The organism is Streptococcus sp. HMSC074B11 (assembly GCF_001808705.1).
Classification (GTDB): Bacteria; Bacillota; Bacilli; order Lactobacillales; family Streptococcaceae; genus Streptococcus.
The window spans coordinates 127,687-151,600 of record NZ_KV794273.1 but is presented as its reverse complement, the minus strand read 5'-3'; the positions used below and the strand labels follow the sequence as shown (position 1 = coordinate 151,600).

The window sequence follows — 23,914 nt, the reverse complement described above, 5'->3', positions numbered from 1 at the left end:
AACTGCTATGAAAATCAAAATAGACCTTCCCCACCATCCTTATGATATTCAGATTGAAAAAGGATGCCTGTCTCAAGCAGGAAAATGGTTGAGGAAACTTTGGCAACCGCAAGAAGTCGTTATCATTACAGATAACCATGTGGCTTCTCTCTATGCAGAAAAAGTAAAATTGAGCTTAGAGGATGCTGGTTTTCAAGTGGCAGTTTTTGACTTTCTAGAGGGTGAAGAGCGAAAAAATCTAACCACGGTTCAAAAGGCTTATGAATTTCTAGTTAAGCAAGACTTGACTCGCAGTGATGGCATCGTTGCACTTGGTGGCGGAGTGGTCGGAGACTTAGCTGGCTTTGTAGCCTCAACCTATATGCGAGGTATTCACTTTGTTCAAATTCCGACTAGCTTGACAGCTCAAGTTGACTCTTCAATCGGGGGTAAGACAGGAGTGAATACTCCTTTTGCCAAGAATATGGTGGGAACTTTTGCCCAGCCAGATGGTGTTTTGATTGACCCAAACGTTCTTGAAACCTTAGGGAAGAGAGAATTGATTGAAGGAATGGGTGAAGTCATCAAGTATGGCTTAATTGAAGATCCAGAACTCTGGGACTTATTATCTGAAATGGATGGTTCTGTAGAGAGTATTTTGGAGCATTCAGAAAGTTTGATTGAGCATTCTTGCCAGGTCAAGCGAAAGATGGTAGTTGAGGATGAATTGGACAATGGTATTCGTCTGTATCTCAACTTTGGCCATACAATCGGTCATGCTATTGAAGCAACTGCTGGTTATGGACGTGTCATGCATGGTGAGGCAGTAGCGATGGGAATGGTTCAGGTTTCTAAGGTAGCAGAACAAAAAGGCCTTATGCCAGCTGGAATAACCCAGTCTATCCGAGAAATGTGTCAGAAATTTGGCCTTCCTGTTGATTATGAAAACTGGGACCTTGATAAGCTTTATCAGGCTTTGACTCATGATAAAAAAGCGCGTGGCAACACTATGAAATTAGTCTTGGTACCAGAGCTTGGTTCAGCGACGATTCACCCAGTTTCTCTGGAAGAAATGAAAGATTACTTAGTGAAATAAGGAGAATGTATGAGATATTTAACAGCAGGAGAATCACATGGTCCTCGTCTGACAGCAATAATTGAAGGAATCCCAGCAGGTCTTCCTTTAACTGCAGAAGATATTAATGAGGATCTCAAACGTCGCCAGGGTGGATACGGACGTGGTGGTCGTATGAAGATTGAAAGTGACCAAGTTGTCTTTACTTCTGGTGTTCGCCACGGGAAGACGACAGGGGCTCCTATCACCATGGATGTCATTAACAAGGATCATCAAAAATGGCTGGATATCATGTCTGCTGAGGATATTGAGGATAAACTTAAAAGTAAACGAAAAATCACACATCCTCGCCCAGGTCACGCTGACTTGGTAGGAGGTATCAAATACCGCTTTGATGATTTGCGAAATTCTCTGGAACGTTCATCTGCTCGTGAAACGACTATGCGGGTTGCAGTTGGGGCTGTTGCCAAGCGTCTTTTAGCTGAGCTTGATATCGAAATTGCTAATCATGTTGTTGTTTTTGGTGGCAAGGAAATTGATGTTCCAGAAAACTTGACAGTCGCGGAGATTAAGAAACTGGCTACTCAGTCAGAAGTTTCTATCGTCAACCAAGAACGCGAGCAGGAGATCAAGGATTATATTGATCAGATTAAACGTGATGGAGATACCATTGGTGGAGTTGTTGAAACAGTTGTCGGTGGTGTTCCAGTTGGTCTTGGTTCTTACGTCCAATGGGATCGTAAACTAGATGCACGATTAGCTCAAGCGGTTGTATCAATCAATGCCTTCAAGGGTGTGGAGTTTGGACTTGGTTTTAAAGTAGGTTATCTCAAGGGCAGCCAAGTCATGGATGAAATCCTCTGGTCATCAGAAGATGGCTATACTCGTCGTACTAATAATCTCGGAGGTTTCGAAGGTGGTATGACCAATGGCCAACCAATTGTTGTCCGTGGGGTCATGAAACCAATTCCGACTCTCTATAAGCCATTAATGAGTGTCGATATTGAAACCCATGAGCCTTATAAGGCAACGGTGGAGAGAAGTGATCCAACCGCTCTTCCAGCAGCAGGTGTTGTTATGGAAGCAGTCGTAGCAACAGTCTTGGCTCAAGAAATCTTAGAGAAATTTTCATCTGATAATCTAGAAGAATTAAAAGAAGCTGTTGCAAAACATCGAGAGTATACAAAGAATTATTAAGGAGTTCTTATGGCAAAAACCATCTATATCGCAGGCCTTGGTTTGATTGGTGCTTCCATGGCACTCGGAATCAAGCGGGATCATCCTGATTATGAAATTTTAGGATACAATCGTAGTCAAGCGTCTAGAGATATTGCTTTGGAGCGAGGAATGATTGATCGTGCGACGGATGATTTTGCCAGTTTTGCTCCACTTGCAGACGTCATCATTCTTACCCTGCCGATCAAGCAAACCATTGCCTTTATTAAGGAATTGGCCAACTTGGACTTGAAAGAAGGTGTCATTATTTCCGATGCTGGATCGACCAAGTCAGCTATCGTGGCTACAGCTGAGAAATGTTTTGCTGATAAGTCCGTTCGCTTTGTTGGAGCTCATCCCATGGCAGGAAGTCACAAGACAGGAGCGGCTTCTGCCGATGTTAATCTCTTTGAAAATGCTTACTATATCTTCACGCCATCTAGTCTGACAACTTCGGATACGCTCGAAGAAATGAAAGACTTGCTGTCGGGACTTCATGCACGTTTTATTGAAATCGATGCTGAAGAACATGACCGAGTGACTTCTCAGATTAGTCATTTTCCTCATATCTTAGCATCAGGATTGATGGGACAAACTGCAAGTTATGCTGAAGAGCATGAAATGGCTCGACGCTTTGCGGCCGGTGGATTTCGAGATATGACTCGGATTGCCGAAAGTGAGCCTGGTATGTGGACTTCTATCCTCTTATCCAATCGGGATACCATTATTGGACGCATCGAGGACTTCAAGGGCCGTTTGGACGAGATTGGACAAGCTATCAGTAAGGGTGATGAAAACCAAATATGGAACTTTTTCAATCAAGCGCGTGAGCAACGTCAAGCTATGGAAATCCATAAACGTGGCGGAGTAGATAGCTCATTTGACCTCTATGTAGATGTTCCCGATGAAGAAGATGTTATCTTGCGCATCTTGGAATTGCTAAGAGGAACTTCCTTAGTCAATATCCATATCAATGAGGAAAACCGTGAAGATATTCACGGGATTCTGCAAATTTCCTTTAAGAATGCTCAGGATTTAAAACGAGCTGAACAAGTCATTACAGAAAATACCGACTACACAGTCGTTATTAAATAAGGAGGACAATTATGTCAAATATTTATGATAGTGCAAATGCACTAAGTCGTGGACTACGCGAATTGCCTGAATATAAGGCAGTTAAAGAAGCTAGAGATGCCATCCAAGTGGATGCAGAAGCAAGCAAAATTTTTGCAGATTATATTGCTTTTCAACATGAAATCCAAGTCATGGCACAAACTGGTCAAATGCCCGACGCTTCTTTCCAAGAAAAAATGGAAAGCTTTGGTAAGCAGATTCAAGGTAACGCTCTTTTATCAGCTTTCTTTGCCAAACAGCAACAACTTTCTATTTATCTATCTGATATTGAAAAAATCGTATTTGAACCAATTTCAGAACTTTTAAAATAAGAATTCACCTCATAAAGTCAGGAATTTTTAAGAAATTTCTGACTTTTTATGATAAAATAAGAAAAAGTATTGTCAGTATGAGGTCTAGTATGAAGTTAAAAACAAACGTTAACCATTTGAATGGTAGCATTCGCGTACCAGGTGACAAATCCATCAGTCATCGCTCTATTATTTTTGGAAGCTTGGCTGAAGGTGAGACTAAAGTTTATGATATCTTGCGTGGTGAAGATGTCCTATCAACCATACAAGTATTTCGGGACCTCGGTGTTGAGATAGAGGACAAGGACGGTGTCGTTACCATTCAAGGTGTTGGCATGGATGGTTTGAAAGCCCCTCAGAATGCTCTGGATATGGGGAATTCTGGGACCTCTATTCGCTTGATTTCAGGCGTCCTTGCTGGTGCAGAATTTGAAGTAGAAATGTTTGGAGATGATAGTCTTTCTAAACGCCCCATGGATCGTGTGACCCTTCCTTTGAAAAAAATGGGAGTTAGCATTTCTGGTCAGACAGAGCGAGACTTGCCACCTTTGCACTTAAAAGGTACAAAAAATTTAACACCTATTCATTATGAATTGCCAATTGCCTCTGCCCAAGTCAAGTCAGCCTTGATTTTTGCGGCTTTGCAGGCTCAGGGGCAATCTGTCATCATTGAGAAGGAGTGCACTCGTAACCACACAGAAGATATGCTGCATCAATTTGGTGGAGACTTGAGTGTTGATGGTAAGAAAATCACAGTCCAAGGACCACAGAAACTAAGTGGACAAACAGTTGTCGTACCAGGAGATATTTCTAGTGCAGCCTTTTGGTTGGTGGCAGGTTTGATTGTTCCTAATTCTCGTGTCGTGCTGAAGAATGTGGGCATTAACGAAACTCGTACAGGGATTATTGATGTTATCCGTGCTATGGGTGGGAAATTAGAACTTACTGATGTTGACCCGATTGCTAAGTCTGCAACTTTGACTGTTGAGACGTCAGACCTAAAAGGAACAGAGATTGGTGGAGCCTTGATTCCACGTTTAATTGATGAATTGCCTATTATCGCTCTCCTTGCTACCCAAGCTCAAGGTCAAACAGTCATCAAAGATGCAGAAGAACTCAAGGTTAAAGAAACTGATCGCATTCAAGTTGTCGCAGACGCTTTAAATAGTATGGGAGCAGCTATTACTCCTACAGCAGACGGCATGATTATCAAAGGGAAATCTGCTCTTCATGGAGCCAGAGTAAATACCTTTGGTGACCACCGTATCGGCATGATGACAGCCATAGCAGCTCTTTTAGTGGCAGATGGAGAGGTCGAATTAGATCGTGCTGAAGCTATTAATACTAGCTACCCAAGCTTCTTTGATGATTTGGAGACCTTGATTCATGGCTAAGGTTTTACTAGGTTTTATGGGTGCAGGAAAATCTACTATTGCTAGAGGATTAGATCCTGACTTTGTAGACATGGATGCCTTGCTGGAAGACCGACTGGGGATGCCGATTACTCGTTTCTTTGAAGAAAAAGGAGAAGCAGCCTTCCGTCAGGTAGAATCAGAAATTTTAGCTGATTTATTAAAAATAGACCAAGTCGTGTCAACTGGGGGAGGAGTAGTCATTTCTCCGCGTAATCGTGCCTTGCTCAAGCAAAATCCAGACAACATCTACCTAAAAGCAGATTTTGAGACCCTGTACCAGCGAATTTCAGCCGATGAGGACAATCAACGCCCTCTATTTTTAAAGAATAGCAAGGAAGATTTGGCTGCGATTTTTAAAGAAAGACAGGCTTGGTATGAGGAAGTGGCTAGTAAAGTTATCGAGGTGTCCAAGCTAAGTCCAGAGGAAATTATAGAGGAATTGACATGAAAATTGCCTATCTAGGTCCTAAAGGATCTTTTTCGCACCATGTGGTGCAAACGGCTTTTCCTCATGAGGAACTAGAGCCTTTTTCAAATATTACGGACGTTATCAAGGCTTACGAACAGGGCTTAGTAGACTTTTCAGTGGTGCCAGTTGAAAATTCTATTGAAGGTAGTGTTCATGAAACCTTGGACTATCTTTTCCACCAGGCTCGAATTCAAGCTGTGGCGGAGATTGTACAGCCAATTCATCAACAGTTGATGGCGGTGCCAGGGCAAGTTAAAATAGAGAAAATCTTTTCTCACCCGCAAGCTTTGGCACAGGGGAAGAAATTTATTGATGAGCATTATCCAGACGCTCAACTGGAGGTCACTGCCAGTACAGCCTACGCTGCGCGCTATGTTTCCGAGCATCCAGATCAGCCTTTTGCTGCCATTGCCCCCAAAAGTTCTGCTGGAGAATACGGGCTGGAGCTAATCGCTCAAGATATTCAAGAGATGGAAGCTAATTTCACTCGCTTTTGGGTTTTGGGTGCAGAGTTGCCACAGATTCCTTTACAAGATGCAACTGAAAAAATGAGCCTAGCAATAACCTTACCAGACAATTTACCTGGTGCACTTTACAAGGCACTCTCGACCTTTGCTTGGCGAGGGATTGACTTAACCAAGATAGAAAGTCGTCCCCTAAAAACAGCCTTGGGCGAATACTTTTTTATCATTGATGTGGACTATGCTGATAAAGAACTGGTCCATTTTGCTCAAAAAGAACTAGAAACGATTGGAATCCAGTATAAAATACTAGGAGCTTACCCTATCTATACCATACAGGATAAAGGGAAGGAGAAGGAATGACTAGAGAGAATCCTTTGACACATCATGAAAAACTGAGATATGACTATCTTTTGAAAAACATTCATTATTTGAATGAGAAAGAAAAGAGAGAATTTGCCTTTTTACAAGCCAAGTTAGAAGGTCAAAAAGATTCAGCAGAAGTTTTCAATCCAGAAGTCAAAGAACAACTTCTTTCAGACTCTGGTATCGACCTGCCAACCTATGCTAATCGTAGTCGTTCTAGTCGCCGTAGTAGTGGAGAACAACTGGAAACGAAGATTCCAAAAGCTAAGAAGCAAAAGAAAAAAAGAGGTTTTCGTTTTAAACGCTTATTTGCTTGGTTAGGGATGATATTGCTTTGTGTAGCAGTAGGAATGATCGTCATGTTCTTAAAAGGCTTCCAATCGGCGAACCCTAATAGTTCAAATGGGCCCAAAGATGCCAAAGCTGCTCAGGTTGAAGTCTTCAATGGACAAGATACGCGTGATGGGGTTAATATTCTGATTTTGGGTACGGATGGCCGTATTGGACAGAATAGTGCAGAAACACGGACAGATTCCATTATGGTTTTGAATGTAAGTGGCAAAGATAAAAAATTGAAGCTCGTTAGCTTTATGCGTGATAATTTGGTCTATATTGATGGGTATAGCCAAGTCATCAATGGTCAAAAACAGACCGACCATAAATTAAACTTGGCCTATGAATTAGGGGAACAAGAAGGTAAACAAGGAGCTGAAATGGTCCGCAAGGTGCTCAAGGATAATTTTGATCTAGACATCAAATATTATGCACTTGTCGATTTCCAAGCCTTTGCGACAGCCATTGATACGCTTTTCCCTGACGGGGTGACTATTGATGCCCAGTTTTCAACTCTAAATGGGGTTCCAGTTACAGAAGCGACTGTAGGCGATGACTTGCATGCAACGGAAACTGAGTCACCGACTCAAACCATTCGAGTTGGAAAACAACAGATGAATGGTTCGACTCTTCTGAACTATGCACGTTTCCGTGATGATGATGAAGGGGATTATGGCCGTACTCGTAGACAACAGCAGGTCATGACAGCTGTCTTGCAGCAGATTAAGGATCCTACAAAACTTTTCACCGGCTCAGAAGCACTCGGGAAAGTTTTCGCCATGACCTCTACAAACCTTCCATATACCTTCTTATTGACCAACGGTTTATCAGTCCTTGAAGGAGCGCAGAATGGTATTGAAAGATTGACAGTCCCAGAACTTGGAGACTGGGTAGACGACTTTGACGTATACGGCGGTCAATCCCTTCGAGTGGACCAAAAAGCTTATCAAAATAAATTGGCCCAGATGGGATTTAGATAAAATGTAAAATGAATCAGAGCTTGAGGTACCTATGAAAATAGGTATCTCAGGCTTTGATTTTTCACATGGTCAGATGGATTTATAAACTATTTTTATGGTATAATAGAATGATGTATTCTATAGAAGAGGAAGAGAATAAGATGAGTGATTTAAAGGCAATTCAAGCTCGTAGCCTAGAGATGGCTGAATATTTTGTCGCCTTTTGTAAAGAACACGATTTACTCTGTTATTTGTGTGGTGGAGGAGCTATTGGAGCTCTACGAAATAAAGGTTTTATTCCTTGGGATGATGATTTAGACTTCTTTATGCCCCGCAAGGATTATGAAAGATTAGCAGAGTTATGGCCTCGTTTCGCGGATGAGAGATATTTCCTATCAAAGAGTGATAAAAACTTTGTCGATCGCAATCTATTTATCACTATTCGAGACAAGGCAACAACTTGCATAAAGCCTTACCAGCAGGATTTGGATTTGCCACATGGATTGGCTCTGGATGTTCTTCCATTGGACTACTACCCTAAAAATCCAGCTGAACGTAAGAAACAGGTACGTTGGGCTTTGATTTATTCGCTCTTTTGTGCACAAACCATTCCAGAAAATCATGGAGCTCTCATGAAATGGGGCAGCACTATTTTATTAGGATTAACTCCTAAAGCCCTTCGTTATCGTATCTGGAAAAAGGCTGAGAAAGAAATGACCAAGTATGGTCCAGCTGAAAGTGATGGCATCACAGAGTTATGCTCAGGTCCAGGCTACATGAAGAAGAAGTATCCAATTCAGGCCTTTGAAGATAGCATTTTCTTACCATTCGAAGGAACAGAAATGCCTATTCCAGTTGGTTATGATGCCTATCTCAGTACAGCATTTGGTGACTACATGACACCACCACCAGCTGACAAGCAAGTGCCTCACCACGATGCCCTTATAGCAGATATGGATAAGAGCTATACAGAATATAAGGGAGAATATGGTGGATAAGAAGAAAATTTTATTTTTTATGTGGTCCTTCTCTCTAGGCGGAGGTGCCGAAAAAATCCTTTCTACGATTGTTTCAAACTTGGATCCGGAAAAGTATGATATTGATATCCTTGAAATGGAACATTTTGATAAAGGATACGAACCTGTGCCTGAAAATGTGAGAATTTTAAAAGCTTTTCAAGATTATCGTCAACCAAGATGGTTAAGAGCGCTTTTATGGAGATTGAGAATTTATTTCCCAAGGTTAACAAGACGCTTACTTATAAAAGATCAATATGATGTAGAGGTTTCCTTTACTATTATGAATCCTCCTCTTTTATTTTCTAAACGACAAGAAGTGAAGAAGATTTCTTGGATTCATGGAAGTATTGAAGAATTTTTAATAGATAGTTCGAAGCGTGATTCTCATAGACGACAATTGGATGCTGCTGATAGGATAGTAGGAATTTCAAAAAAAACCAGCAATTCTATCAAAGAAGTTTATCCAGATTACTCACAGAAATTAGTAACAGTCTATAATGGTTATGATTTTGAAAGCATTTTGGAAAAATCAAAAGAGAAGGTGGCTATTGAGATAGCTCCTCAGAGTATCTGCACCATTGGACGTATTGAAGAAAATAAAGGTTCTGACCGAGTAGTAGAAGTTATACGACTGTTGCACCAGCAAGGCAAGAAATACCATCACTACTTTATAGGTGCTGGTGACATGGAAGAGGAGCTGAAAAAACGAGTCAAAGAGTATCAACTTGAGGATTACGTTCATTTCCTTGGTTATCAAAAAAATCCGTATCAGTATCTTTCTAAGATGCAAGTTCTTTTATCTATGTCCAAACAGGAAGGTTTTCCTGGAGTCTATGTTGAGGCCTTGAGTTTGGGAGTTCCCTTTGTATCTACTGAAGTAGGCGGTGCAGAGGAGTTATCTCAGGAAGGACGATTTGGTAAAATCATTAAAAGCAATCAAGAAGCAGCTCAAGCAATTGAAAACTATATGACAGTTGCATCAAGCTTTGATGTTAATGAGTCTAGCCAATTTATTCAACAATTTACGATTGCTAAACAAATTGAACAAGTAGAAAAACTAATAGAGGAGTAGCATGGAAACTGCATTAATTAGTGTCATCGTTCCAGTCTATAATGTGGCGCAATACCTTGAAAAATCAATAGCATCCATTCAGCAACAAACCTATCAAAACCTCGAAATCATTCTCGTTGATGATGGGGCGACAGATGAAAGTGGTCGCTTGTGTGAAAAAATTGCTGAACAAGATGAACGAGTTTTGGTTTATCACAAGGAAAATGAAGGCTTGTCTCAAGCTCGAAATGATGGATTAAAGCAAGCCCACGGAGACTATGTTATTTTTATAGATTCGGATGATTATATACATCCTGAAATGATTGCTAGCTTATACCAACAATTAGTCAAAGAAGATGCAGATGTTTCTAGCTGTGGTGTTATGAATGTCTATGCCAATAGTGAGAGTCCGCAAACTGAAAATCAGGATGATTATTTTATATGTGATACAGAAACATTCCTCAGAGAATATTTAATTGGCGAGAAAATACCTGGTACTATTTGTAACAAACTCATCAAAAAGGAAATTGCAGCACAGTTAACTTTTCCAAAAGGCTTGATTTATGAAGATGCCTATTATCATTTTGATCTCATTAAAGTAGCTAAAAAGTATGTTGTGAATACCAAACCGTACTATTATTATTTCCACCGAGGAGATAGTATTACTACCAAACCATATGCGGAAAAAGACTTAGCTTACATTGATATTTATCAAAAATTTTATACTGAAGTCGTCAAGGAATATCCAAACTTAACAGAAGTAGCTTTCTTTAGACTGGCATATGCACATTTCTTTATCTTGGATAAAATGCTTCTAGATGATAATTTCAAAGAGTTTAAAGACTATCCACTGATTTATGGCTACTTAAAAAAACATGCCTTTGCTATTTTCAAAAATACCATTTTTAGAAAAGGAAGACGTATTAGTGCTTTAGCCTTATTTGTAAATGTAAGATTGTATAGAATATTATTGTTTAAAAATATTGAGCAGTCGAAAAAAATTAATTAGAAAAGGAGGGCTGAGATGGTTGATGGCAAACGAATGTTGCTAACGGTTACGATTCTAAGCTATATCGTAACCATAATAAGTGGAATCACTTATTTGTTTACCAGTAACAACGTAGGACTTCTGACAACTTTGCTTTTGCTCTTAATTAGCAGTCTGCTACTTTGCTGGAATAATATCAAATACTATTTGATTCACTTTATATTCTTTATCACAATTTTTATATTTTTGGTATCCAGACCCACCATTGATTATTTTAGAGATGGAGCGCTAGATACCTATCAACCAATTGCTTATCGATTTGCTTTCCTAGTTGTCATTGTTTCTATCTTAGGATTAACTATAGGTGGCTTTATAGCGAATTATTATCTTGTCCGAAAAAGCAAAGCTCCTGTAAAAGTGGAAAAAACAGTAAATGTCAATTATATAAAAAAATTACGTTTTGTGTCATTGAGTGTATTTTTACTCACCTATCCATTTTATTTTCTTAGACTATTTGAGCGCTTGCTATACCGTTTGCAAACTTCTTATTACAATTATTATGCAAATTTTGAAAGTCAATTGCCCTACTTTACCTATATCTTATCGACTTTCACGGTTTATGCCATGTGTGTTTACTTAGCAACCAAACCTAAAAAGTCACATGCGACAATGGTTTTAGTTGCCTATATCGCGGCTAACTTGATTCACTTAGTAATTGGTACCAGAAATCCCTTTATTCTAAGTTTGATTTTTGCCTTTGTTTACTACTTTATGCGTGAACAAACGGAGAAAGGTAAATGGATCGGTTTCAAAGAAAAAATGGCTATTTATCTTGGAACACCTGTTCTCATGCTTGCGATGGGAGCATTAAACTATGTTCGTGATAATGCTCAAGTGTCCCATAGTGGAGTTTTTGATTTATTACTCGATTTCATTTATAAACAAGGAACTAGTTTTGGAGTTTTAGCTAGAGGATTCCTGTACAATAGCAGTCTTCCTTATAGAGACTTCCGAAATTTCACTTTTGGTCCGGTTGTTGACTATTTTGCGAGAGGTAGTATCGGAATCATATTTGGTGCTAAACCATTTGAACATACGACAAATAGTATTGAACTAGCGATTGACAGTAATAGTTATGCCCACAATTTATCTTATCTTGTTCTAAATAAAGAATATTTAAGAGGCCATGGTATTGGAAGTAGTTATATCATGGAATTGTATACTGATTATGGTATGTTGGGACTATCTCTACTAAGTATCTTACTTGGTATGCTCTTTATAGCTATGTTGCAAGTGGCATATCGCTCAAGAACAATCTTATTTGCATTATCTTTGCTAATCTTGAATAATTTATTCTTTATGCCTAGAAGTAGCTTTTCAGAGAGTTTCTTTAATCTTTTTACAATGCAATTCTGGGGAATTGTTCTTATTATCATTTTCGTGGCAAAAATGCTTACAAAAGAAAATCATCACTTAATCAAAAAAGGGGAAATACATGTTTGAACATTATTCTGTAGCTGATTTGTTCGCAAATCTTTATAAAAAACGTAAAGTGAATTTGCTAGCTTTACTAGCTTTATTTGCTCTCATAGCTGTACCATTTACTTTAAAAGCTGTTAAAAATAAAAATACAGTCAAAGATTCTACTAGTTATTCTACTTATATCACCTATAAGATAACTGCTCCAGAAACATCATCAAAAACAATTTTGAATCATCAAGTTGGTGGCTATAGTGACTTCTATGCAAAACTAATTGATGGTAATCTCAATGGTGCCTTTCTTTTCAATGATGTTGATTCTGATAAGATGAAAGAAATTGCAAAAGATTTAGATACTACAGAAACAGCATTGAAGAATTCTGCAAGTGACTATTGGACAAAAAAATTAACGATTAACCCATTGATTGATGATGCAGGTGTAACTGTTAAAATTTTAACTCCAAGTAAGGAAGTAAATGATTTCCTTGAAAGCAAGTTTGATTCATTGATTGACAAATTCAAGTCTACCTATACAGACGTTAAGATTGAAAAACTTGAAACAGTTAACTCTAAAGAATTGACTCCGAATGGAGAAGTTGCTCTTGGCTTTAACTTGAAAAATCTTATCTTGCGCTTAGTGATTATTGGTATTCTCTGTGTTATCCTAGTGATCATGGCGAATGTTCTAGTTTACCTTTTCAACCCAACTATCAATCGTGCAGGCGATTTCTCTGCTTATCAAGTAGACTTCGTTTCAACTATTACAACTCTTGAAAATCTTTCTGAACTATTGAGTTACAAGTGTCAAGGTCAACCACTAGCAATCGTAAGTTCAGATAATCGTATTTTGAATAAACTACAATCAGAATACAAATTGAATCTTGAAGGCGTTCAGTTTGTTCACTTGCAAAATGTTAAAGATCTTCTAGCAATTGAGAATGTCCTTTTTGTAGAAGAATATGGTGTTACTCGCTATAAGAAATTTGAAGAAAGTATGCAAGAAGTGAGAAATCTAAACCGTTCAGTTTTAGGTGTGATTACTTTTGCACTCTAATGATTTGATATACATAAAGAATTAAAAATCATCCAAGGCAAAGGAGGACTCGAATAGTCCTCCTTTGTCTTTGGGAAAAATTCAGATTTGACAGAATGGTGTAGAAAAGACTTCCTAGAGGATTTGGATAAGATTTCGTCAGGGAGGACAAACATGGCTTGAGGAACAGATTTCCCAGTCAAATAGGTTTTTTTAACTAACTTTATGATATAATAAATCAACGAGGTAAATTGAATGAAAAGTATAAAATTAAATGCCCTGGCTTATATGGGGATTCGTGTTTTAAATATTATTTTCCCAATTTTGACGGGTACCTATGTTGCGCGTGTTCTAGATCGAACAGACTATGGTTATTTCAACTCTGTTGATACCATCCTGTCTTTTTTCTTGCCCTTTGCAACCTATGGAGTCTATAATTACGGACTTCGAGCTATTAGTAATGTAAAAGATAATAAGAAGGAATTAAATAAAGTCTTTTCAAGTCTTTTTTATTTGTGTGTAGCTTGTACGATTATTACAAGTGCCGTCTATCTTTTATCGTATCCTTTATTCTTTAATAGTAATCCTGTTATCAAAAAGATTTTTTTGGTAATGGGTGTTCAACTCATTGCACAAATATTCTCGATTGAATGGGTGAATGAAGCTCTTGAAAATTATAGTTTTTTATTTTATAAAACAGCCTTCATCCGTATTCTCATGTTGGTATCCATCTTCATGTTTGTAAAAAATGAGCATGATATTGTTATCTATACACTGATTATGAGTCTTTCAACTCTGATCAATTATCTCATTAGTTATTTTTGGATTAAAAGAGATATCCAGTTTGTTAAGGTTTCTTTGGAAGAATTTAAACCTCTCTTTCTTCCTCTGACGGCCATGCTGATCTTTGCCAATGCCAATATGTTATTCACCTTCCTTGATCGTCTCTTTTTGGTAAAAACCGGAGTTGATGTAAATGTCAGTTATTATACGATGGCACAACGGATTGTAACGGTTATCGCAGGTGTTGTTACAGGTGCGATTGGAGTCAGTGTTCCTCGCTTGAGCTACTATCTAGGTATTGGAAAAAAAGAAGAGTATGTAAATTTGGTGAATCGAGGAAGTCGCATTTTCAACTTCTTCATCATTCCACTTAGTTTTGGATTGATGATTTTAGGGCCAAATGCAATCCTTTTGTATGGTAGTGAGAAGTATATTGGTGGTGGCATCTTAACATCCCTCTTTGCTTTTCGCACGATTATTCTTGCCCTAGATACTATTCTAGGCTCTCAAATTCTCTTTACAAATGGATTTGAAAAAAGAATTACAGTTTATACCTTATTTGCTGGTGGACTGAACCTAGTTCTTGATAGTCTCCTCTACTTTAATAATATTATTACACCGGAGTATTATTTGATTACGACGATGTTATCGGAAAGTTTTCTCCTAATACTTTACGTTATCTTTATTCATAAGACCAAGCTCATTAATCTAGGGCATATCTTCAAATATACGGTGCGTTATTCTCTTTTCGCATTGACATTTGTTCCGATCTACTTTTTAGTTAATCTTGTTTATCCGGTCAAAATGGTTATCAACCTACCTTTCTTAATCAATATGGTGATCATCATGGCCTTATCAGCTCTTAGCTACATTGGTTTGCTCGTTTGGACCAAAGATAGTATCTTTTATGAATTTTTAGGTCATGTCATCTCGCTCAAAAAACGTATTAAAAAATCTTAGGAGGAATAGATGAGAAGATTAAGTATCGAAGAGGCTAAACAAATTGAACTTGATATTTTAGCTTTTATTGACTCGTTTTGTAAAAAGCATGATATTGATTATTTTATCAATTATGGCACCTTGATTGGAGCTATTCGTCACAAGGGTTTTATCCCCTGGGATGATGATATAGACCTCTCTATGACACGTGAAAACTACGAACGTTTTATCCAGTTATTTCATCAAGAACAATCGAAATATAAGATTTTAGCTTTGGAAACCGATGATCACTACTATAATAATTTTATAAAGATTGTAGATTCGACAACGAGAATAGTGGATACACGAAATACAAAAACTTATGATTCTGGAATTTTCATTGATATTTTTCCAATGGATTCTTTCGACGATACTAAAGTTATCGATGTGTGCTATAAGTTGGAAAGTTTTAAATTATTATCCTTCAGTAAGCACAAGAATATTGTTTATGGAGATAGTAAATTAAAAGACTTGATTCGTTCCTTCTTCTGGTTTATACTTCGTCCTATTTCTCCCCGTTATTTCGCGAGTCAAATTGAACAGCAAATTCAAAAGTATAGGGTAAAAGATGGTAAATATATCGCTTTTATTCCTTCCAAGTTTAAGGAAAAAGAAGTCTTTGCCAAAGAAGTATTTGAAGATTTGATTGAAGTTCCTTTTGAACATTTATTGCTTTCAGCACCGAAACAATACGATGCTATTTTGAAGCAGTATTATGGTGATTATATGACTCTTCCACCAAAAGAAAAACAGTTTTATAGTCACGAATTTGAAGCCTATAAATTGGAGGATTAAATGCAGTACTTAGAAAAAAATGAGATTAAAGAAATTCAACTAGGTATTTTGGACTATGTTGATGAAATTTGTAAGAAAAATGATATTCCTTATTTCCTTAGCTATGGAACCATGTTGGGAGCTGTTCGTCATAAGGGAATGATTCCTTGGGATGATGATATCGATATTTCACTGTATAGAAAAGACTATGAGCGTCTATTAAAAGCAATTGAGGAAGACCAACATCCTGTATATCGAGTCCTTTCCTACGACACCTCTTCATGGTATTTCCATAATTTTGCTGCTATTTTAGATACAACAACAGTTATTGAAGATAACGTAAAATACAAGCGTCATGATACAAGTTTGTTCATTGATGTCTTTCCAATCGATCAATTTTCAGATTTGAGCATCGTTGACAAGAGCTATAAATATGTTGCCTTGCGTCAGCTTGCCTATATCAAAAAAGAACGTGCGGTTCACGGAGATAGCAAATTAAAAGATTTCCTTCGCTTGTGTACTTGGTATCCTCTTAGACTAGTTAATCCGAGATATTTCTATAAGAAAATAGATGAGTTAGTTAAAAATAGTGTGACAGACAATCCTACTTATGAAGGAGCCATTGGAGTTGGAAAAGAAAAAATGAAAGAAGTCTTTCCAGCAGGAACCCTTAAAGAACTGATTTTAACAGAGTTTGAAGGTCGAATGGTACCTATTCCAAAGAATTACGATATCTTTTTAACCCAGATGTATGGGGATTACATGACTCCGCCATCAAAAGAAATGCAGGAGTGGTATAGCCATAGTATAAAGGCTTATCGAAAGTAAGAGTTTAAACTTTTACAAATAGAAAAGTTAACAGAATATTCAATTAAATAAAGGGAAATATAATTTATATGAAAAATTTAAAAATAAAAAATATACTATTATACAGTTGTCTTCTATATACCTTAGTGATACTATCTTTATCGAAACCAGCTTTTGCTGATACTATTTCTACTGGTGGAGGTAATAGGATCCATTTTATTAATTTGAAATCAAAGTCAGGAAGTGATGCTATCCTCTTGGAAAGCAATGGACATTTTGGTTTAATTGATATGGGTGAAGACTATGATTTTCCAGATGGAAGTAATCCACTCTATCCAGATCGTTGGGGAATTAGTAGGGAGAATGAAGATACAATTGAGGACAGACTTTTCCGCCATTTAAAACAAGTTGGTGTTAAAAAATTAGATTTTGTTTTAGGAACCCATGTTCATAGTGATCATATTGGTACTGCAGATGAAGTTTTAAAACGTTACTCTGTTGACAGATTTTATCTCAAAAAATATTCAGACGAACGTATTACAACACAGTGGAGATTGTGGGATAATCTCTATAATTATGATAATGCAGTGAGAACAGCTCTAGAACGTGGTGTAACTCTTATTCAAGATATTTCTGATCAGGATAGTCATTTTAAATTGGGTGATATGGATATCCAACTATACAATTATAAAAATGAGTATGGTCCTGATGGGAATTTAAAAAGAGTCTATGATGATAACTCTAACTCAATTGTTGCTGTGGTGAATGTAGCTGGTAAGAAAATCTATCTAGGTGGAGACTTAGATAATGATCAGGGGGCTGAAGATAGATTAGGTCCTGTAATTGGTAAAGTAGATATGATGAAATGGAATCATCATTATGATGCCACGATTTCAAACACAGTTAACTTTATTGAAAATTTGTCACCTAGCATAGTTGTTCAAACAAGTGGAGCAGATATTAATCGTCAATCAACAACTAATTTGCTTCGAGAAAAAAATATACAAATTATCAAGGCTTATAGTAAAACCAAAGATGCGACAGTATTTGATATCAGCGATAGTGGTTTTTCAAATGTATCAGACTCTTTCCCTGATATTCCTACAGTATCAGAAAAGTGGTATAAGGAAGATGGCTACTGGAAATATCGTCTATCTGATGATCAAATGGCTATTGGTTGGAAAAAAATTAATGGGGTTTACTATTTCTTTAATGGACAAGGCCAAATGCAGGCTGATAGATGGCTTCATCTGAAAGATTCTAAAGAAAAAATAGATGGAAACTGGTATTATCTCAACAACGATGGAAGTATGCAGGTATCAGGTTGGTTTAAGCATGATGGGACTTGGTACTATATCACATGGTCTGGTGCTAGAACATACAATGAACTAGCTGAAATAGGTGGCAAAAAGTACCTATTTGATAAAGATGGTAAAATGCTTACTGGCTCACAAGTCTTTAATGGTAAGAAAATGTTCTTTGCAAGTAGTGGGGCATTACAGTCAGATGAGACAGGCTCTGGATGGCAAAAAATTGAATCAAACTGGTACTACTTTGATGAAGAAGGAAAACAAATAGTTGGTAAAAAAGAAATCAATGGAGTAACCTACTACTTTGATAATAAGGGAGTTATGCAAACAGGTTGGGCCTTGATTGAAGGGCATTGGAACTATTTTGCAAGTTCCGGAGCGATGAAAACAGGCTGGATCAAGGATAAAGATACTTGGTATTACTTGGATAAAGAAGGTGTCATGCTAACTGGGCTCCAAGAGATCGAAGGTACTCGCTATTATCTCAATGCAAGTGGGGCTATGCAAACTGGCTGGAAATGGTTTGACAATCATTATAGCTACTTCACAAGTAGTGGAACGATGAAGACAGGCTGGTTAAAAGACAAGGAACTTTGGTACTATTTAGATAAAGAAGGTATCATGCAAACTGGCCTACAAGAAATTGAAGGTGCTCGCTATTATCTAAATGCAAGTGGGGCTATGCAAACAGGTTGGAAATGGTTTGATAATCATTATAGTTACTTCACAAGTAGTGGAGCAATGAAGACAGGCTGGCTCAAAGAAAACGATCTTTGGTATTATCTAGATAAAGAAGGTATCATGCAAACTGGTCTTCAAGAAATTGATGACACTCGCTATTACCTCAATGCAAGTGGCGCTATGCAAACAGGTTGGAAATGGCTTGATAATCATTACTACTACTTTGCAACTAGCGGAGCTATGAAGACAGGCTGGTTCAAAGATAAGGACACATGGTACTATCTAGACAAGGAAGGCATCATGCTAACAGGTCTTCAAGAGATTGATGGCTCTCGTTATTATCTCAATACTAGCGGCGCAATGGAGACTGGTTGGAAACAGTTGAATGGCAACTGGTACTATTTCCAAGCAGATGGTTCACTTCTAAGAAATGGAACAACACCTGATGGCTACAAGGTCAATCAAGATGGTATTTGGAGCTTAAATCCTGTAAAAGAGGATGAAGTTCAGGGAAATCAAGAAGATCCTAAGAAGGATTCTGATAAGCCGGTAGATAAGGAAGAAAAATCAGCAGATGCTCAAGAAACTTCGATTTTGAAGGCAGATAAAGAATAAGTGCTTTCTACCTCATACTAAGTCTTTGAGAAAGTTCCCTATGTGCTAGTATTTCAGTCATTACCTAGCTTTCTCATGAAATAGTATTTATATACATCTCAAAGAATCGATCAATGTTTTTAGAATGAGAATATTGATCAGCTTTGGGATGTTTTTTGATTCTTTACCCCTAAATTATTGAAAACATTCTCTTAGTCTTCAAATCGAAATATTTTGATAAGAAATTTTAAAAAACACCGATTAGATAAATAAGAAAAATTATGGTATAATAAAACGATACAAAAAAGGAGTATATATGGACATTTCAGAAATCCGTCAAAAAATTGACGCCAATCGTGAAAAATTAGCTTCTTTTAGGGGGTCTCTTTGACCTCGAAGGGTTAGAAGAAGAAATTGCCATTTTGGAAAACAAAATGACAGAACCTGATTTTTGGAACGATAATATTGCGGCCCAAAAAACGTCGCAAGAATTAAACGAACTAAAAAATACCTACAATACCTTCCATACCATGGAAGAGTTGCAGGATGAGGTTGCAATCTTACTAGACTTTTTAGCAGAGGATGAGTCTGTTAAGGATGAGTTGGTGGAGAAGCTAGCTGAGCTAGATCAGATGATGACTAGCTACGAGATGACCTTGCTCTTATCAGAGCCTTATGATCATAATAATGCTATTTTAGAGATTCACCCAGGATCTGGTGGAACAGAAGCTCAAGACTGGGGCGATATGCTCCTTCGTATGTACACTCGTTATGGTAACGCTAAAGGCTTTATGGTTGAAGTCTTGGACTATCAAGCTGGTGATGAAGCAGGAATTAAGTCGGTGACCTTGTCTTTTGAAGGGCCAAATGCTTATGGACTTCTCAAGTCAGAAATGGGAGTTCACCGTTTGGTACGTATCTCACCATTTGACTCAGCTAAGCGTCGTCACACCTCGTTTACTTCTGTAGAGGTTATGCCAGAGTTGGATGATACTATTGAAGTTGACATCCGAGAAGATGATATCAAGATGGATACTTTCCGCTCGGGTGGAGCAGGTGGACAAAACGTCAACAAGGTTTCAACAGGTGTCCGCTTGACCCACATTCCAACAGGGATTGTTGTTGCATCGACTGTTGACCGTACTCAGTATGGAAACCGTGACCGTGCGATGAAGATGCTTCAGGCAAAACTCTATCAGATGGAGCAGGAAAAGAAAGCTGCGGAGGTAGATGCCCTTAAGGGGGATAAGAAAGAAATCACATGGGGAAGCCAAATCCGTTCCTATGTATTTACCCCTTATACCATGGTGAAGGATCACCGTACCAGTTTTGAAGTTGCGCAAGTAGATAAGGTCATGGATGGAGACTTAGATGGTTTCATCGATGCCTATCTAAAATGGCGTATTAGTTAAAAGAAAGGAAGTCACATGTCGATCATTGAAATGAGAGATGTTGTCAAAAAGTATGACAACGGGACAACAGCCCTACGTGGCGTCTCTGTGAATATTGAACCAGGAGAGTTTGCCTATATCGTAGGTCCTTCAGGTGCAGGTAAGTCAACCTTTATCCGTGCCTTGTATCGTGAGGTTAAAGTTGAAAAAGGAAGTTTGCAGGTTGCAGGTTTTAACCTCGTGAAGATTAAAAAGAAAGATATTCCGCTCCTTCGTCGTAATGTTGGAGTTGTCTTTCAGGATTACAAACTTTTGCCAAAGAAAACCGTTTATGAGAACATTGCTTACGCAATGGAGGTTGTCGGTGAAAGCCGTCGCAATATCAAAAAACGTGTTATGGAAGTTTTGGATCTTGTTGGTTTAAAACACAAGGTTCGTTCATTCCCTAATGAATTGTCAGGTGGTGAGCAGCAACGTATCGCCATTGCTCGCGCTATCGTAAACAATCCTAAAGTTTTGATTGCGGATGAACCAACAGGTAACTTGGACCCAGATAATTCATGGGAAATCATGAACCTTTTGGAGCGCATCAATCTTCAAGGGACAACTGTTTTGATGGCCACTCACAATAGTCAAATCGTAAATACCTTGCGCCACCGTGTCATTGCCATCGAGAATGGTCGTGTGGTTCGTGACGAAGCGAAAGGAGAGTACGGATACGATGATTAGTAGATTTTTCCGCCACCTATTCGAAGCTTTAAAGAGTTTAAAACGTAATGGGTGGATGACCATTGCTGCTGTCAGTTCAGTAATGATTACCTTGACCTTGGTTGCTATTTTTGCCTCAGTTATCTTTAATACTGCAAAATTGGCAACGGATATCGAAAACAACGTACGTGTCATGGTTTATGTCCGTAAAGACGTTGAAGACAATAGTGAAACCATCGTCAAAGAAGGCCAGACAGTCACTAACAATGACTACCACAAGGTTTATGATGCCCTCAAGGCTATGCCAGCCGTTAAAAATGTAACCTTCTCAAGTAAAGAAGAGCAGTACCAAAAGTTGACTGAAACCATGGGTGACGAGTGGAAGGTTTTTGAAGGAGATGCAAACCCTCTTCATGATGCCTACATTGTCGATACCAATTCACCAAGTGATGTGAAACCAGTCGCTGAAGAAGCTAAGAAAATCGAAGGAGTTTCTGAGGTTCAAGACGGTGGTGCCAATACGGAACGTCTCTTCAAGTTGGCTTCCTTCATCCGTGTTTGGGGATTGGTCATTGCAGGACTCTTGATCTTCATCGCAGTCTTTTTGATTTCAAATACCATCCGTATTACTATCATTTCACGTAGTCGTGAAATCCAAATCATGCGTTTGGTTGGTGCTAAAAATAGCTACATTCGTGGGCCATTCTTGCTAGAAGGTGCCTTCATTGGGCTATTAGGAGCAACTATTCCATCAATCATGGTTTACTTTATCTATAACCGAGTCTACCAATCAGTTAACCCATCTTTGGTTGGACAAAATCTATCTCTGATTACCCCAGATGCTTTTATTCCATTGATGATCGGTCTCTTGTTTGTCATCGGAATCTGTATCGGTTCACTTGGTTCAGGAATCTCCATGCGTCGATTCTTGAAAATCTAAGTAAGATAGTTTACTAAAATCTATAAAAGTAGGATACCATCAGGCTTGACCGAGTCAGATGGTCCTACTTTTTATGTTGAACTTATAAAGCATACTCTTCAAAAATCTCTTCAAACCACGTCAGCTTCCATCTGCAACCTCAAAATAGTATTTTGAGCTGCCTTCGTCAGTTCTATCCACAACCTCAAAACAGTGTTTTGAGCAACCTGCGGCTTACTTCCTAGTTTGCTCTTTGATTTTCATTGAGTATCAGTTGCTTGCCAATTTTTGGGAAACAGTGTATGATAGGAAAGGACCTTTTTGATAAAAGAGTGATAGGGACTAGATAAAAGATAACTTTTATCTCTACAGTAATATCTAGCTCTTTTGACTTAACATAAATAATGAATGAGGATAAAATGAAACAATTTTTGGAAAAAGTGAGTATACTTTCCCTGTCGTTAGTATTGATCACATCATTTTCAATATCAAGTGCCCTACCAGCCATGTTTGACTATTATCAGGGCTATTCGACCGGTCAGGTCGAGCTCTTGGTTAGCCTTCCATCCTTTGGGATTATGGCCATGCTCCTCTTAAATGGAGTTTTAGAACGGATTTTTCCAGAACGTCTCCAATTAACCCTGGGACTTTTGATCTTATCAATCAGTGGAACAGCTCCTTTCTGGTATCAGGGCTATTACTTTGTCTTTGCGACACGCTTGCTATTTGGGATTGGTGTGGGGATGCTAAACGCCAAGGCTATCTCTATCATCAGTGAACGATACCACGGCAAAACTCGTATCCAGATGCTTGGTTTTCGTGGCTCAGCTGAGGTGGTGGGAGCCTCTATCTTGACCTTGGCAGTCGGTCAACTTTTGGCCTTTGGGTGGACCGCAACCTTCCTAGTCTATGCAGCAGGTCTAGTGGTTCTTGTACTTTTCCTTCTCTTTGTCCCTTATAACAAAGAAGAAGTTCATGAGTCCAAGCAAAAGACAGAAGAAGTAGTAAGATTGACTCGCTCTATGAAACAGTTGATTTTCTTTCTAGCCATCGGGGCTGCAGTCATTGTATGTACCAATACAGCCATTACCTTCCGTATTCCTAGTCTCATGATTGAGGCAGGCTTTGGAGATGCTCAATTGTCAAGCCTGGTACTCAGTGCCATGCAGTTGATTGGAATTCTGGCGGGAATTAGCTTTTCTTTCCTCATCTCTGCCTTTAAGGAAAAACTTTTATTGGTTGCGGGTGTAACCTTTGGTATCGGGCAAATCATCATTGCTCTCTCACCTTCTCTCTGGGTAGTCGTTGCAGGTTCGGTCTTAGGAGGATTTGCTTACAGTATCGCTCTTACGACAGTCTTTCAATTGATATCTGAAAGAATCCCAGCAAAACTCATCAACAAAGCAACTTCCTATACTGTTTTGGGATGTAGTTTTGGTGCGTCATTAACACCCTTTGTTCTTTCAGGAATTGGCTTAGTAACAACGAATGGTCGAATGACCTTTATCATTCTAGGAGCATGGATGATTGTAACATCAATCCTTGTTTCTCTCCTATTGAAAAAAGAAGGTTAACAAAAAGAGGTTGGGCAAAAAGTTATTACAATCAGAAAAACGCATAATATCAGGTGTTGAAAAGCCTTGATACTATGCGTTTTATTTTTTTCATTTTCTGATAATACTCTTCGAAAATCAAATTCAAAC

At 38.3% G+C, this 23,914-nt stretch carries 21 protein-coding genes; all 21 read left to right on the top strand.

From position 1 onward, the window contains the following. The first annotated feature begins 7 nt into the window (after positions 1 to 7). Entirely contained in the window at positions 8 to 1,075 is a 1,068-nt protein-coding gene (gene aroB / locus HMPREF2619_RS05665; RefSeq protein ID WP_070459882.1) for a 3-dehydroquinate synthase, read from the top strand. Positions 1,076 to 1,084: 9 nt separating this feature from the next. Further along, entirely contained in the window at positions 1,085 to 2,251 is a 1,167-nt protein-coding gene (aroC, locus tag HMPREF2619_RS05660) for a chorismate synthase (RefSeq protein ID WP_070459879.1), read from the top strand. A gap of 9 nt (positions 2,252 to 2,260) precedes the next feature. Continuing rightward, positions 2,261 to 3,364 carry a prephenate dehydrogenase gene (locus HMPREF2619_RS05655; RefSeq protein ID WP_070459876.1) on the top strand — a complete coding sequence of 368 codons (1,104 nt, stop codon included), beginning with the start codon at positions 2,261 to 2,263 and terminating at the stop codon, positions 3,362 to 3,364. An 11-nt stretch (positions 3,365 to 3,375) separates the two neighbouring features. Next, positions 3,376 to 3,714 carry a YlbF/YmcA family competence regulator gene (locus tag HMPREF2619_RS05650; RefSeq protein ID WP_070459873.1) on the top strand — a complete coding sequence of 113 codons (339 nt, stop codon included), beginning with the start codon at positions 3,376 to 3,378 and terminating at the stop codon, positions 3,712 to 3,714. A gap of 89 nt (positions 3,715 to 3,803) precedes the next feature. Then, the gene (aroA, locus tag HMPREF2619_RS05645) at positions 3,804 to 5,087 is read left to right on the top strand and encodes a 3-phosphoshikimate 1-carboxyvinyltransferase (protein WP_070459870.1); all 1,284 of its coding nucleotides are present in this window, start codon (positions 3,804 to 3,806) and stop codon (positions 5,085 to 5,087) included. Continuing rightward, positions 5,080 to 5,556 (top strand): shikimate kinase, encoded by a 477-nt coding sequence (locus HMPREF2619_RS05640; protein ID WP_070459867.1) that lies wholly within the window; start codon positions 5,080 to 5,082, stop codon positions 5,554 to 5,556. Before aroA ends, HMPREF2619_RS05640 begins: the two co-directional genes overlap by 8 nt. Then, complete coding sequence (gene pheA, locus HMPREF2619_RS05635; RefSeq protein WP_070459865.1) at positions 5,553 to 6,401, top strand: prephenate dehydratase; 849 nt, start codon at positions 5,553 to 5,555, stop codon at positions 6,399 to 6,401. The genes HMPREF2619_RS05640 and pheA overlap by 4 nt, the downstream gene beginning before the upstream one ends. Beyond that, positions 6,398 to 7,717 carry an LCP family protein gene (locus HMPREF2619_RS05630; RefSeq protein WP_070459862.1) on the top strand — a complete coding sequence of 440 codons (1,320 nt, stop codon included), beginning with the start codon at positions 6,398 to 6,400 and terminating at the stop codon, positions 7,715 to 7,717. Before pheA ends, HMPREF2619_RS05630 begins: the two co-directional genes overlap by 4 nt. A 140-nt stretch (positions 7,718 to 7,857) precedes the next feature. Beyond that, positions 7,858 to 8,694, top strand: coding sequence for a LicD family protein (locus HMPREF2619_RS05625; protein WP_070459860.1), 837 nt, complete (start codon positions 7,858 to 7,860; stop codon positions 8,692 to 8,694). Continuing rightward, complete coding sequence (locus HMPREF2619_RS05620; protein WP_083279602.1) at positions 8,684 to 9,787, top strand: glycosyltransferase; 1,104 nt, start codon at positions 8,684 to 8,686, stop codon at positions 9,785 to 9,787. Before HMPREF2619_RS05625 ends, HMPREF2619_RS05620 begins: the two co-directional genes overlap by 11 nt. Position 9,788: 1 nt before the next feature. Beyond that, positions 9,789 to 10,775 carry a glycosyltransferase family 2 protein gene (locus tag HMPREF2619_RS05615; protein WP_070459858.1) on the top strand — a complete coding sequence of 329 codons (987 nt, stop codon included), beginning with the start codon at positions 9,789 to 9,791 and terminating at the stop codon, positions 10,773 to 10,775. Positions 10,776 to 10,790: 15 nt separating this feature from the next. Beyond that, positions 10,791 to 12,257 carry an O-antigen polysaccharide polymerase Wzy family protein gene (locus tag HMPREF2619_RS05610; protein ID WP_070459855.1) on the top strand — a complete coding sequence of 489 codons (1,467 nt, stop codon included), beginning with the start codon at positions 10,791 to 10,793 and terminating at the stop codon, positions 12,255 to 12,257. After that, entirely contained in the window at positions 12,250 to 13,287 is a 1,038-nt protein-coding gene (locus HMPREF2619_RS05605) for a teichoic acid biosynthesis protein TarQ (RefSeq protein WP_070459853.1), read from the top strand. The genes HMPREF2619_RS05610 and HMPREF2619_RS05605 overlap by 8 nt, the downstream gene beginning before the upstream one ends. A gap of 234 nt (positions 13,288 to 13,521) precedes the next feature. Then, on the top strand, positions 13,522 to 15,009 hold the full coding sequence (locus tag HMPREF2619_RS05600; RefSeq protein WP_070459849.1) for an oligosaccharide flippase family protein: 1,488 nt from the start codon (positions 13,522 to 13,524) through the stop codon (positions 15,007 to 15,009). Between the two features lie 9 nt (positions 15,010 to 15,018). Beyond that, entirely contained in the window at positions 15,019 to 15,822 is an 804-nt protein-coding gene (locus HMPREF2619_RS05595; protein WP_070459846.1) for a LicD family protein, read from the top strand. Continuing rightward, positions 15,823 to 16,629: a LicD family protein gene (locus HMPREF2619_RS05590; protein WP_049504531.1), complete on the top strand. Its 807-nt coding sequence runs from the start codon at positions 15,823 to 15,825 to the stop codon at positions 16,627 to 16,629. 68 nt (positions 16,630 to 16,697) lie between these two features. Next, positions 16,698 to 19,214, top strand: a complete 2,517-nt coding sequence (locus tag HMPREF2619_RS05585; protein WP_070459843.1) for an MBL fold metallo-hydrolase — start codon at positions 16,698 to 16,700, stop codon at positions 19,212 to 19,214. A 295-nt stretch (positions 19,215 to 19,509) separates the two neighbouring features. Beyond that, positions 19,510 to 20,605, top strand: a protein-coding gene (prfB, locus tag HMPREF2619_RS05580; protein ID WP_148130369.1) for a peptide chain release factor 2 whose coding sequence is annotated in 2 segments (ribosomal slippage) — positions 19,510 to 19,581 and positions 19,583 to 20,605 — 1,095 coding nt in all. Because the reading frame shifts where the segments join, the coding sequence is not laid out codon by codon here. A 15-nt stretch (positions 20,606 to 20,620) separates the two neighbouring features. Then, positions 20,621 to 21,313: a cell division ATP-binding protein FtsE gene (gene ftsE / locus HMPREF2619_RS05575; protein ID WP_049508675.1), complete on the top strand. Its 693-nt coding sequence runs from the start codon at positions 20,621 to 20,623 to the stop codon at positions 21,311 to 21,313. Further along, positions 21,306 to 22,232 carry a permease-like cell division protein FtsX gene (gene ftsX, locus HMPREF2619_RS05570; RefSeq protein WP_070459836.1) on the top strand — a complete coding sequence of 309 codons (927 nt, stop codon included), beginning with the start codon at positions 21,306 to 21,308 and terminating at the stop codon, positions 22,230 to 22,232. The genes ftsE and ftsX overlap by 8 nt, the downstream gene beginning before the upstream one ends. A gap of 398 nt (positions 22,233 to 22,630) precedes the next feature. Beyond that, on the top strand, positions 22,631 to 23,785 hold the full coding sequence (locus HMPREF2619_RS05565; RefSeq protein ID WP_070459833.1) for an MFS transporter: 1,155 nt from the start codon (positions 22,631 to 22,633) through the stop codon (positions 23,783 to 23,785). Positions 23,786 to 23,914: the final 129 nt, after the last annotated feature.